12 protein-coding genes and 1 pseudogene are annotated in these 16334 nt (G+C 70.3%); 4 read left to right on the forward strand and 9 right to left on the reverse strand.

The window, feature by feature from the left end:
- Positions 1–72 precede the first annotated feature (72 nt).
- From IF73_RS0119175 to IF73_RS0119185, 3 genes are all read left to right on the forward strand, one after another.
- A complete protein-coding gene (locus IF73_RS0119175) occupies positions 73–567 on the forward strand; it encodes a TrmO family methyltransferase domain-containing protein (protein WP_031009574.1) in 495 nt (164 codons plus the stop codon).
- A gap of 392 nt (positions 568–959) precedes the next feature.
- Positions 960–2459, forward strand: a complete 1500-nt coding sequence (locus IF73_RS0119180; protein WP_031009575.1) for a helix-turn-helix domain-containing protein — start codon at positions 960–962, stop codon at positions 2457–2459.
- Positions 2456–3163 carry an HAD family hydrolase gene (locus IF73_RS0119185; protein WP_031009577.1) on the forward strand — a complete coding sequence of 236 codons (708 nt, stop codon included), beginning with the start codon at positions 2456–2458 and terminating at the stop codon, positions 3161–3163. The genes IF73_RS0119180 and IF73_RS0119185 overlap by 4 nt, the downstream gene beginning before the upstream one ends.
- Before the next feature lie 707 nt (positions 3164–3870).
- Here IF73_RS0119185 and IF73_RS0119190 read toward each other — a convergent pair.
- A complete protein-coding gene (locus IF73_RS0119190) occupies positions 3871–5439 on the reverse strand; it encodes a recombinase family protein (RefSeq protein ID WP_031009579.1) in 1569 nt (522 codons plus the stop codon).
- Positions 5440–5646: 207 nt separating this feature from the next.
- Here IF73_RS0119190 and IF73_RS0119195 point away from each other — a divergent pair.
- Positions 5647–5991 (forward strand): annotated as a pseudogene (locus IF73_RS0119195) (MBL fold metallo-hydrolase); the annotation flags it as partial.
- Positions 5992–6655: 664 nt separating this feature from the next.
- On the opposite strand, the gene IF73_RS0119205 reads toward IF73_RS0119195, so the two are convergent.
- The 8 genes from IF73_RS0119205 to IF73_RS37780 form a co-directional block, all read right to left on the reverse strand.
- Positions 6656–7171 (reverse strand): flavin reductase family protein, encoded by a 516-nt coding sequence (locus IF73_RS0119205; protein WP_078868137.1) that lies wholly within the window; start codon positions 7169–7171, stop codon positions 6656–6658.
- Between the two features lie 500 nt (positions 7172–7671).
- Positions 7672–9117 (reverse strand): MFS transporter, encoded by a 1446-nt coding sequence (locus IF73_RS0119210; RefSeq protein WP_031009586.1) that lies wholly within the window; start codon positions 9115–9117, stop codon positions 7672–7674.
- A gap of 472 nt (positions 9118–9589) precedes the next feature.
- Positions 9590–10834, reverse strand: coding sequence for an aminotransferase class I/II-fold pyridoxal phosphate-dependent enzyme (locus tag IF73_RS0119215; RefSeq protein ID WP_051717002.1), 1245 nt, complete (start codon positions 10832–10834; stop codon positions 9590–9592).
- A gap of 587 nt (positions 10835–11421) precedes the next feature.
- Positions 11422–11643: a hypothetical protein gene (locus tag IF73_RS0119220; protein ID WP_031009590.1), complete on the reverse strand. Its 222-nt coding sequence runs from the start codon at positions 11641–11643 to the stop codon at positions 11422–11424.
- Positions 11636–12502 (reverse strand): alpha/beta fold hydrolase, encoded by an 867-nt coding sequence (locus tag IF73_RS0119225; RefSeq protein ID WP_031009591.1) that lies wholly within the window; start codon positions 12500–12502, stop codon positions 11636–11638. Before IF73_RS0119225 ends, IF73_RS0119220 begins: the two co-directional genes overlap by 8 nt.
- Positions 12489–12935 (reverse strand): nitronate monooxygenase, encoded by a 447-nt coding sequence (locus IF73_RS38710; RefSeq protein ID WP_031009593.1) that lies wholly within the window; start codon positions 12933–12935, stop codon positions 12489–12491. Before IF73_RS38710 ends, IF73_RS0119225 begins: the two co-directional genes overlap by 14 nt.
- A 389-nt stretch (positions 12936–13324) precedes the next feature.
- Positions 13325–15094, reverse strand: a complete 1770-nt coding sequence (locus IF73_RS0119235) for a fatty acyl-AMP ligase (RefSeq protein ID WP_234338277.1) — start codon at positions 15092–15094, stop codon at positions 13325–13327.
- A gap of 162 nt (positions 15095–15256) precedes the next feature.
- On the reverse strand, positions 15257–16327 hold the full coding sequence (locus tag IF73_RS37780) for an alpha/beta hydrolase (RefSeq protein WP_051717006.1): 1071 nt from the start codon (positions 16325–16327) through the stop codon (positions 15257–15259).
- Positions 16328–16334: the final 7 nt, after the last annotated feature.

The raw sequence follows: 16334 nt of genomic DNA on the forward strand, positions 1-16334 counted from the left end.
CCGGTAGCGTACGGAAGCCCGGATCAGGGAGTGTCCGCCCTCGGACGGCGGCCATGTCAGGAGAGGCAGTACGTGTTCAAGGTCAGCAACTACATCCAGGTTCCGGTGATCGCTACCGTCCTCGGGGGCCAGACCGGCCGCCTCGACGACTACAAGGGGGGCGTCGAATCGGTTATCCGTCTCGTGCCGGAAATCCCCGAGAGTGCCCTCGAAGGGATCGACGAGTTCAGCCACGTCGAGGTGCTCTTCCACTTCCACCTGGGATCGGACAGCGACGTCGAGCTCGAACCGCGCAGCCCGCGCGGGAACGCGCAGTGGCCGGCTACTGGCGGACTCGTACACCGGAACCACCGCCGCCCGGCCCGCCTCGGGGTCTCGTACCCCCGGCTGCTGCGAGTCGAGGGACGGGACCTTCACGTTACGGACCTGGACGCCGATGACGGCACGCCGGTGATCGACCTGGCGCCCGTCTTCCGCGAGATGCTGCCCCGCGGTCCCGTACGCCAGCCGGAGTGGCCGACCGACATGCTGCAGAACTACTGGCGGGACGCTCGCGAGCGGCCCTGAAACGAGATCCGCCTCCGGGGCCCCCTCTCGGCCAGCCGCGCCCGCGATGCGATCCCGCAAGGAGAGGCTGCTCCGCCCGCTCCAGCCGTCGCACCCCAGCGACCCGTGCGCTGCACCGAGACCGCCGCGTAGCCGAAGACGCCTGCCACGCGATGAGGACACGGCCCTGTGGCCTCGTCTCATGGGGCATCTCCTTTCCGCAGCATTGGGTCAAAGGGGCCCGGTACCAACAAAGTTCAACGGGGTGTCACGGGGGCAGTGCACTGAGTTTGGAGTCGCGCCGGCTGGCAGGGCACCGCCGCAGCGATATCGCTGCGGCGATATCGATCTCCGCCTAGCCTGGTCTCACGGCTGGGGCGAGCTGGATCACGACCAGGGGAGCTGAGGTGGCCATGTCAGAGGCACCTGGGCGGATGTGTGAACGGTGCGGACTGCCGATTAGCCGGTACAACCCGGATACGCGGTGCGCTGCCTGCGCCCGAACCGATGAGACGCCGACGATCCCGGACCGGGCCTGGCGCGATGAGCAAGTACACAAGGCCCTTGCTGCCTGGGATTTCGGAACCGTCGTACGCCTTGTCCGCCGCCGGTCCGGGCTCTCCCAGAAAGCCGTACGCGAGCTGACCGGCCTGACCCAGGGCTACATCTCCGACGTGGAGCGCGGCCTCAAACAGGTCAACGGCCGGGAGGCGATCATCGACCTTCTGACCGGACTTGGGCTTCCCGCCGACCTGCGCCCGCTCCTCCTGGCCCCCTTCGAGCAGGCTGAATCGCAGCGGCTCAGCGCAGCCATCGACCCGGCCTTGCCGTGGACGACTGCTCGTATGGTGACGTCACTGGACACAGCCGTCGGAGGAGCCATGCCCGGATTGAACCGCCGCAGTGTGATCGCCCTGGGTGGGGTCAGCCTCACGCAGTACATCCTGCAAGCAGCCATTGCCCCGCCTGAGGCCGTGGCCTCCACCGCCCGGAACGGAATCAGCATCTCCGGCCAGCTCCTCACCAGCCTGCAGTCGACCACCGACGCTCTGCGCCAGGCCGATGCCAACCATGGCAGCGGCAACCTCGCCCGAGCCGCCACGGCGCACCTCAAGGTCCTCCTCCGACTCCTGAAAGAAGGGGACTTCACCGAGGCCACCGGTCGGCGCCTCGCGGCGGTGGCCGCGGACACCGCGATCCAGACCGGCTGGTACCACTTCGACAGCGGCGCCCACGACGTCGCCCGCAACCTTCTCCTCGGAGCCCTGCGCGCTGCTCATGCCAGCGGCGACAGCAGACTACGTGCCGGGGCGCTGTCCTTCATCGCCATCCACGGATACTCCGCCGGCGACCCCCGCGACGCGATCACCGCCGCACGCACCGCCCGCCAGGTCATCGCCGACCAGGACGCGCCCGCCCTGCACGCCATGCTCCTCACCCGCCAGGCCCGCGGGCACGCCCGGCTGCGCGAGGAACGCCAGGCCCGCATCGCCCTGGAGGACGCCCAGGCCCTGTGCGCCCGGGGACGCGGTGAGGACGACCCCCACTGGCTCTACTGGATCAACCCCGGCGAGATCATGGGCCAGACAGCCAGCTGCTTGCTCGATCTGGGCCGCCCCGACCAGGCCGCCCAGGCATTCGCTGACGCCCGCAACGCCTTCAGCCCGGACGAGATCCGCACCCGCGCCCAGTTCCTCTCCCGCGCCGCCACCGCCCAGATGCGCGCCGGTGACGTCGACGCCGGATCCGCGACCGGACACGAAGTCCTCGCTCTCGCCGCCGGAGTCCGCTCCGCACGTTTGGACGACAACCTGGACGCGATGCTCGCCGAAGCCCGTCGCTACTCCTCGGTCGCTCCCGCCCGAGATCTTCTGGAACGTGGTCAGGCCGTCATGCGTGAGCGTGCCGCATGATCCTGGTCCTGTGGGACATCGACCGCACCCTCGTCTACACCGGTGACATCGACCGGCGCGTGTACCGGGAGACCTTCACCAGCGTCGTCGGCCGCCCTCCGACCGCTCTGCCGGCCCGCGGCACCGGAGTCACCATGCCCCTGGCAGTCCGCGAGCTCCTGCGCGTCAACCACGTTCCCGAGAAGAGCGTTGAGACGCTGGCGGACCGCATCGTCGCCGAGCTCCCCGACCGCCTGGCCGGCCACCGGGAGCTGCTGGCCACCGAGGGGGTCATCATGCCCGGAGCCGTGGACGCGCTGGCCGCGGTTCAGCAGGCGGAGCACCTGATTCCGACCGTCGTCACGGGAAACCTGCGAGGCAGCGCCGAGACCAAGTTGTCCGCGCTGGGCCTCATCGGCTACCTCGACACCGACATCGGCGGCTACGCGTCCGACGATCCCTACCGCCCGGCTCTCGTACACATCGCCCAAGACCGAGCAGCCACGAAGCACGGAGGCCGGTTCGATCGCGACAACACGGTGATCCTGGGTGACTCGCTGGAAGACGTACGCACCGGTCTGGAAGGCGGTGCCAGGGTCATCGGGGTCGCCTCGGGCACCACCACCGAAGAGCAGCTGCGAGCAGCAGGGGCAGACCATGTCGTGTCTGACCTCGGCTCGGCTCGTACTCTCCTTCGCCTCATCGGCCAGACTCAGGCAGCCTAAAGGGCTGTCACGTGAGTGATCTTCTGGTGTCAGCGGGCATAGCGGGCCGCCGTGCGGCCCGTCTTCCTATCCCAGGAGGGCGAGGTTGTGCATCCGGGCGATGCTGAGCAAAGCGCGGCGCACGCTGTCGCCTCTGAGGTGACGGTCGCTGAACGACTGCCCTGGTCCTTTCTCACCCGCACCGACCTCGCCCTCCGCCCGTCAACCCCACAGGACTAACAAACAGCTCAGTAGAGCCTCCAGGGTCACCCTCGCGGGCATCCCAGGGGGCTCGGCATGCACACCATTCGCGACTTCGCAGCAACCTCGCGACTTGAAGGGGCACTGAGTGCGGGGCGCAATATAGCGGGAGATCCCCGGTTTCCGAAACCGGGGATCCTGCGGATCATCAGGGTGTTCGCGATGGCTGCACTTGGCGGTGGAGCACTGCGAGCGAATCCTGCCAAGTGAACGAGGATGGTTAGCCAAAGCGGCTATCAGGGTGAGTACTGATGGTTGTTTATGGCTGGCTTCCGGGCGGCTGGATGGAATCTTTATTCGGCCATGGCTGCCGTTAAGAGGGCGGCTGGCGATCCGCATGAACCAGGAGAGCGGCATGAAGGTGTTCGTCTACGAGGTGAGTAAGACTGGCGAGCGAAAGCTCGTTGCCGTGACGGAACGCTGAAAGGAGCCCCACCGTACCTTGGGTGCGGTGGGGCTCCTGATTTTTATAGCTTCTTCTTGAAGTAGTCGTCCTTTACGACCAAACGGCTCTTCACGTCGTCAGGTATGAGGAGGTCGCAGTGCTCCTGGTGGACCACGAAAGTGATGCCAGCCCGGAGAAGGTCCTTCTCCATCTGATCCGTCCCCAGCGTGGCCCAGTGCTGGCGGTAGGTAACTCCCATGGACTTGTACGTCCAGCGGTCCTTTGTGCTCTCTGGGTCGATCTTCTCCAGTTCGGCACCGAGCTTCTGGAGTGCTTCCTTTGCCTGCTCCTGGATGAACCCTCCGACTGCGAATACGCCACCTGGGGCGAGCCCATCCATGTAGTGTTTAATCGATGCTTGAAGCTCCGCGACGCGGGCCTGGTTCTCCGCGCCCCGGGCATATTCGCGGTGGATGACCTCGAAGTCCCCCAGCTGGCCAAGAACCGTGTCAGCGAGGGCCCCGTACATCTCGTCCGGGTCGAAGACCGGGGCTCCACACGGCTCCCTGGTGTAGGACGAGCATCGCAGCTTCGGATACAGCTTGACCGTGCCGTCCGTCCGCTTCTTCGTCGATATGTGCTTGTACATGTTGGCGTCGCACGTGCCGCACTTGATCACACCGAGGAACAGCGACAACTTCTTCCCCTTGGAGGACTTGCGTCCGTGCTTGGCGTTCTGCTTCAGCCTGTCCTGGATAGCGTCGAACTCTTCGTCGGTGAAGATCGGAGGGGCGAGCCTGATCGGCTGGCCATCTGCTCCATAGACGATGCGTGAGATGTCCTTGCTCTTGGCCTTGGGTGGCCGAATTACCCGCACGCCCTTGAGCGCGGGGTTCGTCAAGATCGCTGTGAGATTTCTCGCGTACCACTTCCCGCCGTTGGGCGCGGGAACACCCGCTCGGTTCACGATCTGAGTGATCTTGTACATGGACCGCCCACGCATGAGCATGGCGTAGATCCACCGGAGCACCCGCTTGCGGAATGGGTGGACGACGAGCCTGCGCCCTTCGGCGCCGTCCTCTGTCGTGTAGCCGTATGTCGGCTTACCGATCACCCACCTGTCGGTGGTCCTGGCGTACTTCCACAGGGACTCCAGGCGCACGCCGGTATTCGCGGCCTCGATGCGCGCCATGCCGGCGATCATCGTGACCATCATTTCGCCGTACGCACTGTCGAGGTCGATCGGATCCTTGTCGGCCGCGAGCACCTTGTCGTACTCCCTGCACCACTCGATCATGAGGTGCAGGTCGGAGATGCGACGTACGAAGCGGTCGAGCTTCCAGAAGAGGATCTGATCGAACTCGGGCGCTCGGTTATTGATCCAGTCGCCGAGCTCGGGGCGCTTCCATGGTGGCACCTTCGTCGCCGAGACGTTGAGGTCCCTGGCCACTCCCACGACGCGGCAGCCGCGGTTGATGGCGAAACGGCGAAGATCCAATTCCTGTCGAACCGGGGAGGTCGTCTCCTCGGTCAAAACGGACAGGCGAATGGAGAGCAGGGCCCTTGGGGCGTCTGGCGGGAGCAGGGATTCCCTCTGCTTCAGGTCCTCCAGTTCCCGCAGCTCAGCAGGGGACCACTCAACGTCATGCACTGGCCAATCCTAACCATCGGGGTCGCAATCGATGGTTCCGGGGCAGTTCCTCCTTCACTACCGTGATCCAGGCATTACGGTGCGTGCCTATTAGCCGAGATCCACACGGGCTGACGGCTGGGAGTGTGCGTGCAGAACGTGTGGATCTGGACCAAGAACCACACGTCTGGACGCCAAGCGCGGCGTGTACAGAACGAAGGGTTGTTGCCCGACATCCACATGACCCCGGCCGAGGGCCTCCGGGCCCACCTCGACCTCCAGGGCGGCCGCCCCGGCGGCGTGCTGCTCCCGATCCACTGGGCCACCTTCAACCTGGCCCCGCACGCCTGGGCGGAACCGGGCGAGTGGACGAAGGACGCGGCCGAGGAGGCCGGCCAGGCGGTGGCGCTCCCGCGCCCCGGCGAGCCCTTCGAGCCGGCGGGGAAGCTGCCCGCGGATGCTTGGTGGCGCGGGGTGTCCCAGCCGATCACTCGTCCGTGGCGCCGGCCGAAGCAGGCGCAGACTCCTGCCGAGACGTCTGAGCGTGATCTCGACCTGGCGGGTGACCGGTGACGTCGAGCGAGGACGAGCTGGGCAGGGTCGTGGCCCTGCTTGCTCGTCTCTCGGCCGAGGAGCGTGATCGGGTGTTGCGTCCTGCGGACGGTCCGTCCCGGGCGCAGCCTTCGGTGAATGCCCCACCGTTCGTACCTCTGCCGACCGGGGCGGGTGCGTCCTCAGTCGCTGTCCGAACGCGCGTCGGTGCCGACGAACGCCTCACACAACGAGGTGGCGTCACCGGCAGGCGACGCACTGGGTGAGGTCTTCCGACAGGAAGATCGTGAAGCGTCTCTGCGATCCGGTGACCGTCGCCATGTAGACCCGGGCTGCTCCTGCGGCTTGGAGCCCGGCGATGGCCTCGGCAAGTCCGGGCCGGGGTGTGACGCCCGTGTCGAGCATGACTTCGTGCCGCCAGGACCAGATGTCCCAGAGCTGTCGTGCAGCAGCCGTCTGGTTCGGGAAGACCTGAAAGTCCCCGCATGCCACCAGCTCGGCCAGGCCGCTCGAAGGAACGAGCCCCGGCCAGTGCCCTCAGATCGTCCTCGCCGCATTCCACCGCTTTCCGTGCCGCACCGGTATCCAACCGCGGATCGGCAGCTCTTGGAGACCCCGGCGACCCCGGCAGTCCACATGTGGCCGCATGCGACGACTGAGCACCCCGTGCGTACGGGGCCCGTGGTCAGTCCACGAGACCGAACGCCGCGGCCAGCAGTCCGCAGCGCCGTGTGGGTTTCAGGAGGACGTGACGCACCTTGGCGAAGAGGGTGACCTGGTCGTCGTGGGTGGAGTGGCCCGCGATCGCGCAGTCGGCCACCGCGAGGGCGTCGCCGCTCAGATGGGGTCCGGTGGCCCCGCGCGGCACGGTCCAGTCGACCCGGTCGAAGGCGTCGGACTCCTCGTCGGCGAACAGCCCGGCGGTCGTGCGGGCGCCCCGGGGGAGCAGATTGAGGGCGAACTCGCCCAGGGCGAGGGCTGCTTGGGCGGTCGGGCCGTCCCGGTGCAGACTCACCAGGACGGTGGGGGGATCCTGGGCGACGGTCGCGAGGAAGGTGCACGTCGCGCCCCAGGGGCGGGCGTCGGTGTCGAAGGCGGTGACGAGGGTCAGGCTCGGACGCATGCGCGCCGTCAGGTACTTCATGCCTTCGGCGCCGACCGGGCGCATCCGGTGCCCCGCGCGTCCGCGCGCTGCTCTCATCACGCGAAACTCCGCGCGCTGCTTGTCTGGTGGCCGGGGGGCAGCGCCGGACAAGGGGCCGCCATCCGGTCGCCCGATCCTCGGCGACGAATGAACCGACTCCGGAAACTCGCGTCGTTCATGGCACCCTCCTGGGCTGTGCGGCGGTGGCTGTCTCTTGAGCCGCGGTGTTCGGTCCGGGCCAGGCGGTCGGGTCACGCCGACGAGCGAGGAGCCGCGCCGCCGCGCGGGCGACACCGCCGGTTCCGCCGCGGCGCGGGCCGTCGGCCCCGGGCGATGCCGTACAGAGAACGTCGGGCGGCGCGGCCTCTGTGGAGGTGAAGTGCGGCCCCTTCGGCCGGGTGGGGTGAAGGGAACCCCACCCGGAGGACCGTGAGCCGCGCTTCGACGCCGGCCTCTGCCTGAATCCCGGGAACGCTGTCGACATTACCAGCGGGATTGTCGCCAGTACACATTGTCACCACATGTGTACGTGTGCGCTTTTCACCTGGCACCGGCGGTCAGTGGTGCCCGGCGGCCTCGGTGTCGCGGCTGGTGCGGGGAAGGACCGCGAGGGCGATCAGAACGCCGACCGCCACGATCACGGCACCGATCAGCATGCCGAGCGCGTAGCCGTCGGTGAGGGCCTCCATGGTGCCGGAGTCCCCGGTGCGCGCGTTGGCGACGGTGCCCAGGGCGGCCAGGCCGAGCGCGGCGCCGATCTGGCGCGAGCTGTTCAGCAGGGCCGAGGCCGAGCCCGCCTCGTGCTCCTCGACGCCGCTGGTGCCGAGGGAGGCCATCGGGGCGAGGCACAGGCCGATGCCGATGCTGGCGATGAGCGACGGCCCGAGGACGTCGACGGCGAACGAACCGTCGGCGGTGAAGAGGCTGAAGAAGGCGAACCCGACGCCGGTCAGCAGACCGCCGATGGCCAGCACCATGCGGGGAGCGAGGGTGCCGCCCAGCTTGATGGCGAGCACCGAGCCGAGAACGACGCCGAACGCGAACGGCAGGAACTCGACGCCGCTCTTGGCGGGGCTGCTCCCCAGCACGCGCTGGAGGTAGAGGGAGATGAAGAAGAAGGCCGACGCCATGGCGCCGCCGAGCAGGAGGACGAAGAGGTTGGCTCCGGCGACCGAGCGGTTGCGGAACAGGCTCAGCCGGATGAGCGGGTCGCGGGAGGTGGACTTCTCCACGAAGAGGAAGACGACCAGCAGGACGACGGCCGCCGCCAGCGTGAGCAGCGTCGTCGACGAGGTCCACGGGTACCGGTCGGTACGGACGACGCCGAACACGAGCAGGGTCATGCCCGCCGTGGCGAGGATGGCGCCCAGCACGTCCGGGCGGCCGCGCTGGGTCCTCGGACCGTCGGCGACGATGCCGCGCCAGGCCAGGGTCACCGCGACGATCACCATCGGCACGTTGACGAACATGACCCATTCCCAGCCGGCGTACTCGGTGAGCAGGCCGCCGATGAGGACGCCGAAGGCCGCGCCCGCGGCGTTCACCGCGCTCCACACGCCGAACGCCTTGACGCGTTCCCGCCCCGACGGGAAGGTCGCCGTCAGCAGCGCCAGCGCGGCCGGGGCGAGCGCGGCGGCGCCGATGCCCTGTCCGGCGCGGGCGGCCACCAGGTGCCCCGGTTCGGTCGAGAAGCCGCCGAGGAGGGAGGCGATGCCGAAGACGGTGAGGCCGATCAGGACCATGCGCTTGCGGCCGAACAGGTCGGCGATCTTGCCGCCCAGCAGGAGGAGTCCGCCGAAGGTGAGGGCGTAGGCGTGGATCACCCAGGTCAGGCCCACTTCGCTGAAGCCCAGGTCGGTGCGGATCTGCGGCAGTCCGACGTTCACGACCGACAGGTCGAGGGACACCATGAACTGCACGACGGCGACGGCGGCGAGGGTCAGCCCGGGCCGGGCGCCCGCCTCGGGGGCCGGCGTCTCCCTTAACGAATCAGTGTGGGTCACAGCGCCTCAACCTCCGGTCGTCGCATGGCGTGGGGAGTTTTCGAGCATGTTACAAAAATGGCGGCGCGGCTGTGCGGTGTCAAACGGAACACGTCCGAAAACTGCCCCGCGGCACCACCGCCGGAGCCGGCGCGTGCGGACCTCAGGCGAGCCGCGCGCGGGCCACCCAGTGGTGGTCGCGGGGCGGGCAGAGTCGTGCGGGCGGCGCCGGCACCCAGGAGCAGGCGCCCTCGGCGAGCCCGCCCAGCGTGTACGCCTCCGCCCGCCAGCCCTGCCCGCCCAGCAGACCGCCCAGGTCGTCCAGGATCGAGCCGTGCCACCTCCGCGTTGAACTCCTCGGAGGCGACGTCCGACTGTCTTCGGGAAGGCATGCGAACCAACTCCAGGTGGGTGTCCCCCCGGTCACGCGGTGCCGGAGCAGGGCGTGCCGGGGCCGCGGCCCCCGGCACCCCCGCCGGCTCCGTTGCGATGATCAGGGGCGTCGGCCCTCGGCCCGCTCGGTGGCCGTGCGCACGGCCGCGATGATGACGTCACAGGCGAGGTCGACGTCCTCCGGACTGTGGGCGGCCGTGACGTTCAGACGCAGCCGGGACGTTCCGGGGGCCACCGCCGGCGGAATCGCCGAGAGCACGAAGAGGCCCCGCTCCTGGCAGAGCCGCGCGCCTTCCAGGGCGATGAAGTCGTCCCCGACGATCAGCGGGGTGATCGGCCCCAGCACGTCCGCGACGTTGAGCCCCGCGGCCTGCAGACGTGTCCTGAGGTGCTTGGTGTTCCGCTCCAGCAGGGAGCGGCGGTGGGCCCCCTCCTGCTGGATCACGCGCAGTGCGGCGAGGCTGGCGGCCGCTCCCATCGGGGACGCGGCGCCGCTGAACATGTACCCGCGCATGGTGAACCGGAGGGCCGAGATGAGCTCCCCCGAACCGGCGAGGAAACCACCGGAGGACGGGATGGTCTTGCTCAGCGTGCCCATGACCAGATCGACGCTGCCCGGCATGCCGAAGTGGTCCTCGACGCCGCCCCCGTCGGCCCCGATGACGCCCAGGCTGTGGGCCTCGTCGACGACGAGCATGGCGTCGTGGCGCCGGCACAGCTCGTGCGCGCCGGGAAGGTCGAAGACGTCCCCGTCCATGCTGAAGACGCCGTCGGCCACGACTATCTTGGTGGCGTCCGCGGGCGCCTGGGCCAGCAGCTCCGCCAGGTGGGCCATGTGGTTGTGGCGGTAGACGCGGACGGTCGCACCGAGGGTCTTGGCCGCCATGCATCCGTCGACGATGCTGGCGTGGTTGAGCTCGTCGGAGTACACCCAGGTGCCGGGTCCGGTGATGGCGGACAGCACGGAGTAGTTCGTCACGAAGCCCGAGCTGAGCACCATGGCGTCGCCTCTGCCCACCCACGCGGCGAGTTCCTGCTCCAGCTGCCGGTGCAGGTCGAGACTGCCGCCCAGGACCCGCGAGCCGAAGCAGCCCGTCCCGAACAAGTCCGCCGCCTCCTTCGCCGCCTCGTTGATCCGCTCGTCGCCGAGCAGACCCAGGTAGTCGTAGGTGGTCAGCACCATCCTGGAATGGCCGTCGTCGAAGGTGGCGCGCACACCGTCGTACTTGGCGATGCTCCCCTCGTACAGGTGGCGCAGGTCGCCCAACCGGGGCTGCCGTGCCTGCACGTGGCTGAGCACCCGCGCCGCGCTGGACGCCCGGTCCTGCCCGATCTGGTTCGTCATGAGTTCCTCCGGTTCGACGACTTCCGCCGTCAGTGAGTCTTCTGGATCCTGCGTGTGCGCATGGGGGACGGACGTGTCCGCGCGGTTCACCGCCGTATCGCCACGGCGAACGACGGATCCGCCTCGGAGCGAACCCATACCGACACCGGCTCGCCGCGGAACGAGCCGACCAACCGGGTCGCCGGACCGGCGGAGCCCGATCCGCCAGAACGTGAGTCGCCGAGTCTTCCCATGCTGCTCAGGGCCTTGAAGGCCGCTTCCTTCGCGGTGAACAGATCCCGCGCCGTGTACCCGCCGGCCGAGCCCGAGCAGCGTGCGCCGCTCGGGCTCGGCCAGGACGAACGCCGCCACGCGCGCACTGACGGCCGCGCTCTCGATGTCGACGCCGACGGCCTCGGCCCCGGGGACCATCACCGCGACCGCCCGACGCTCGGAGTGGGAGACGGACCCGGCGAAGCCGCGGGGGAAACGCGGCCGCCCGGCGCCCCGCGGCGGACTGCTCCACCGGTCCGTAGGGGGGAGCCACCGAGCGGACCGACGCCCGCCGGCGGCTCCCACACGACGGCCACCGGACGTCCCCGTGCCCTTCAGCTCCGCAGCGCCAGGACATGCCGCGTCAGCGAGTCGACGGAGCGCAGCGCCTCCGGCTCGACGTGGTCGTCCCGCAGGCTCACCCGGCCGGTGGAGGGCAGTCCCGCCTCGCGCAGCGAGGCCGAGTCCGGGACGCCGTCGGCGAACCGCTTGCCGCCGATCAGACCGACCAGCAGACCGCGGACGCGCTGCCGTATCTCGGCCTCGACGTCAGACACGCGATTCCACTTCCTCGACGAACTTGGCGACGAGCGTCTCGAAGCCCTCGGGGTCGTCCAGGAAAGGCACGTGGCCGGCGTTCGGAACGATCTCGCAGCGCCCGTCGGGGAAGAGCGCGGCGACGTCGTGGCCGCGCCGCGGGCTCAGCAGCATGTCGTCGTCCCCGATGACGAGCAGGGTGGGCGCGGCCACCCCGGCCAGCAGCGTGGAACTGGGGTCGCCCGTCTGGACGAGGGTCATGCCGTTGGCGAGCTCCTCGGGGGTGGACATCGCCATGAAGCTCTCCCGCAGCGCGAGGAAGCCCGGCGTACCGCCCTCCTCGTTCATCTCCCCGCTGATCACCTGGGCGTAGATCTGGGTGTACAGCGCGGCCATGCCGTGGCTCTGCAACAGCAGCAGCCACGAGCGGTTGAACTGCCGGTGGCGCCGCATGCCCTTGAGACCGAAGACCGGACCGGCCAGCACCAGGCCCTTGACCCGGTCCGGGTGCGCGAGCGCCACGTCCCTGGCGATCTGGCAGGACGAGGAGGTGGCGAGCAGGTACGTCGCGTCGATCTCCAGCGCGTCGAGCAGACCGACCAGGTCCGCCGCGTGCTCCTCCCAGGTCGGCTCCTTGTCGAGCCGGACGGACGCGCCGTGGTTGGCCAGGTCGTAGCTCACCACGCGGTGGTTCCGCACCAGCGACCCGGTGTGGGCCCGCCAGAACGGAGCGGTGAGGAAGAAGTTGTTGAGCGTGGTGATGACCGGGCCCTCACCGCTGGACTCGTAGTAGAGCTCGACACCCTCCCGGGTGCGGATGCGCGGGGTGTCCTCGCGGTACGACAGGTCGTACGGCGACGGGGATTCACTGTCCGACACGGGTTTCCGTCCTTCCCTGGGTCTCTGTGGTCTGCGGACTCCGCAGCACTCCTGCGTACGCGGCGACGACGTCGGCCGCCGAGGCCTCCGCGGTGACGGCGGTGCAGGACTGGCCGCAGTACAGCGCCATCTCCTCGATCCGCCCGCTGGTCGCCTGGGTCGGCACCACCGCGCTGAACCGGGGCACCAGATACGGCCTGCCCTCGACCACCGTCCTGCCGATGAACTTCTCGGGCTGCCCGGGGTCGGCGGTCACGGCCGTGGCCAGCACCCGGTGCCGGCGGCCGGGCCACCCGACCTCGTAGACGTCGGTGATCACGGTGTCGCTCTCGTCGGCCCCGGTCACCAGCGACGTGAACCGGCCGTGGGCCCGCGACTCGTGCGCGACGACGAAGGCCGTGCCGAGCAGGATGCCGTCGGCTCCGGCGGCCATCGCCCGCTCGGCCTCGGCCGGTCCGCCGATGCACCGCCCGCGGCGACGAGACGGGCGTCGGGCAGCCGGTCCCGCAGCACGGAGACCAGCTCGTCCCGCCGCGACGTGCCCAGCAGGTGGCCCCCGGCCTCGGTGCCCTGGGCCACCACCACGGCGCCGTGCCCGGCCGCGCGCACGCCGTCCTCGACGGTGCCCAGCTGGACCACGGTCCGGCGCCCCGCCGCGGCGGCCCGTTCGAAGACCGTGTCGCCTCGGGCATGCCGAACAGCGACACGTTCGTCAGATTCTGCCTGAATCCCTGTAACGGGCTTGACGCTACCAGCCTGCATTTGACGGGCGACAGACAGTTTTCGCACACGTTCCCATGTGTTTTGCACAGCGGAAACCGGCTATGCCGTTCCGGTCGCCGCGACGACGCCCGAGGCCACGATCCGCAGCTCGCCCTGCTCGTAGCGCCGCTTGCACTCCCTGCGCCGCACCTTGCCGCTGGAGGTCTTCGGGAGCCCGCCGCGCCGTACCACGACGACGTCGTCCGGCGTGATCCGGTGACCCTCCCGGATCGCGTCGTACACCCGGGCCCGCAGCACCCCGGCACCCGGGGAGCCGAGGAGCCGGCCGTCCGCCTCCACGACCAGGACGAGCCGTTCGGCCACCCCGTCCTCGCAGGAGAAGGCGCCCACGCTGTTCGGGTGCAGCCCGGGCACGGCACGTTCGGCGGTCAGCTCGAAGTCCTGCGGGTAGTGGTTGCGCCCCTTGCGGATGATGACGTCCTTGAGGCGTCCGGCGACGTACAGCTCGCCGCGGTACAGGAACCCGAGGTCCCCGGTGCGCAGATGGGGCCGGCCGGCGGGGCCCTCGTCCGCGAGGCGGGCCCGGAACGTCTCCTCGCTCTCCTCGGGCCGCCCGAGGTAGCCGGCGGCGGTGCAGGGGCCGTCGACCCAGATCTCGCCGACCCGTCCCTCGGGCAGCGCGGTACGGGTGGCGGGGTCCACGATCCGCACCCGGGTGGGGCCCGACGTGACCCCGTTGCTCACCAGGGGGACGGCACCGTCGGCGCCTTCGCCGGCGAGCCGCACGACGCCGTCGCTCAGGGAGGCGGCGGAGACCCAGAGCGCGGTGGGCTCCTGGCCCGCGGGCGAGGCGGTGGTCTTCAGGGTGTTCTCCGCCAAGCCGTAACCCGGGCTCATGGCACGGGGGTCGAAGCCGTGCGGCGCGAACGCGTCGATGAAGGCGCGGACGGCCGCCCAGCGCACCGGCTCGGCCCCGTTGGCCGCGGTCCGCCAGCGGGACAGGTCGCCCACGGCGCCGGTCCTGCCCTCCGCCGCGGCACGCGCGCACAGTTCGTAGGCGAAGCTGGGCGCCGCAGAGTGCGTGCCGCCGAACCGTGCGATGGCCTCCAGCCAGCGCGCGGGGCGGCGGATGAACGCCTCGGGGGCCATCAGATAGGCCGGCATGCCCGCCCACAGGGGCATCACGACGCCGAACAGCATGCCCATGTCGTGGTAGTGGGGCAGCCAGCTCACCACGGTGCCGTCCGGCTCGCACGGGCACGCCTGGTCGGTCTCGGCCGCGTTGGCGAGGAAGTTGGCGTGGGTGACCACGACTCCCTTGGGCCGCCCCGTCGAACCGGACGTGTACTGGAGCAGCGCGGTGTCCCCGGGGTCCGGCAGTGGCCGCTCGGGGGCGGCCGGGTCGTACGCGAGGGTGTCGGTGGCCAGCAGGGTGAGCCCGGCCAGGGCGGGCGAGCCGCCGAACTGCTCCTGGAGGTCACGGGCCGCCTCAGCGGTGGTCAGAACGGTCGAGGTGCCGGCGTCGTCGGCGATCCGCCGCATCCGCTCCACCTCCGCGAGCCGCCGGGGCACCTGGACGGGCGCGCCGGCCACCCGCCCGTACATGCACCCCAGGACGGTCCTGACGAACTCGAGCCCGGCGGGGTACATGAGGACGGCGTTGCCGCCGGGGAGTCCGGCGGCGGCGAAGGCGGCGGCCCGCAGCCCGGCACAGTCGTGGAGCTCGCGATAGGTGAGGGTCTCGTGGGGGACTTCGCCGTCGCGCAGGTAGACGAAGGCGGTCTCGTCGGGCTGCTTCTCGCTGCACAGCCGCAGGGCGTCGGGAACGGTGCGCACGTCCGTGCTCGTGTGCGGTCCGATGCTGCTCACGGTCAGGATCTCCTTGTCGGCCGGTCATGACGGAAGGTTCGGCGGGGAGGCCCGGAGGTGCGGCGCCCGGGACCCGCGCGGGGCCGGTGGGGGCGCGTCGTGGTGCCCGCCGTTCGGACACGGCGTGCCGTCGGGGCCGATGAGGTCGAGGAACGGTCCAGGTCAGGAGTCGGGGTGCGGGCGGCCGTCCGGGGACGAGGGGAGCGGGGCCGCGGCGGGCGGTGCTCCGGACGGCCCTGGCGGGACGGCGCCGCCGGCCGGGGCCGGGTCCCCGGAGGGCGTCCGCCCGGCGGGTCCGTACGCGGACTCCTCCGCCGTCGTCAGGGTCTTCTCCAGCGCCTCCAGCACCGTGGCCGTCACCTCCGCGGCCGCGGGGACGACGTCCGCCAGCAGCAGGTATCCGTGCACCAGGCCCGCCCCCTCGACGTGCTCCACCGGGACGCCGGCGGCGGCCAGCCGGCCGGCCAGCTCGACGCCCTCGTCGTGCAGCGGGTCGTACTCGGCGGTGCCGAGCACCGTGGGCGGCAGCGCGCGCAGATCGGCGCGGAGCAGGTCGAGCGCCGGGTCGGTGCTCCGCCGCGGATCCTGCACGTACTGCTCGTAGTACCACCGCAGATCGTCGGCGTCGGTCAGGTAGCCCGAGCCGTACGTGCGAAGGGACTCCGACCTCATCTCCGGGTCGGCGGGCGGGTACACGAGCAGCTGGGCACTGAAGGCGACGTTCCCGTGGTCGCGTTCGTGCAGGCTGATGCCCAGGGCCAGCGCCGCCCCCGCGCTGTCGCCGGCGATCACGTGGGCGCGGCCGGGGAACGCGCCGGCCGCCCACTCCGCCGCAGCGATGCCGTCCTGGAGGGGGCCGGGGTAGGGGTGTTCCGGCGCGCGCCGGTAGTCGACGGAGACCACGACGGCTCCGAGGGCGGCGGTGATGCGGCGGCAGACCGTGTCGTGGGTGTCGACGTCGCCGACGGTCCAGCCGCCGCCGTGCAGGTACGTCACCAGGCGGTTGCGGTCGGCCGGCGGCAGGTAGGTCCGCACGCGGAAGTCGCCGTCCAGGCCGGCGATCCGCTGATCGGTCACCGCGCCGACGCGTTCCCGCGCGGTGTCGCGGCGGGTGAGCGCGGCGCCTTCGGCGAACCGCCGGCGCACCTGGTCGACGGTGAGGGTGCGCGCCTGAGCCTGTGGGTCGACCGCCTGCCAGTGGATCAGGGCGCGGATGAAGCGGTCCAGGGGCACGAGAACT

Origin of the sequence: Streptomyces sp. NRRL F-5727 (genome assembly GCF_000719555.1) — a bacterium.
Lineage (GTDB): Bacteria > Actinomycetota > Actinomycetes > Streptomycetales > Streptomycetaceae > Streptomyces.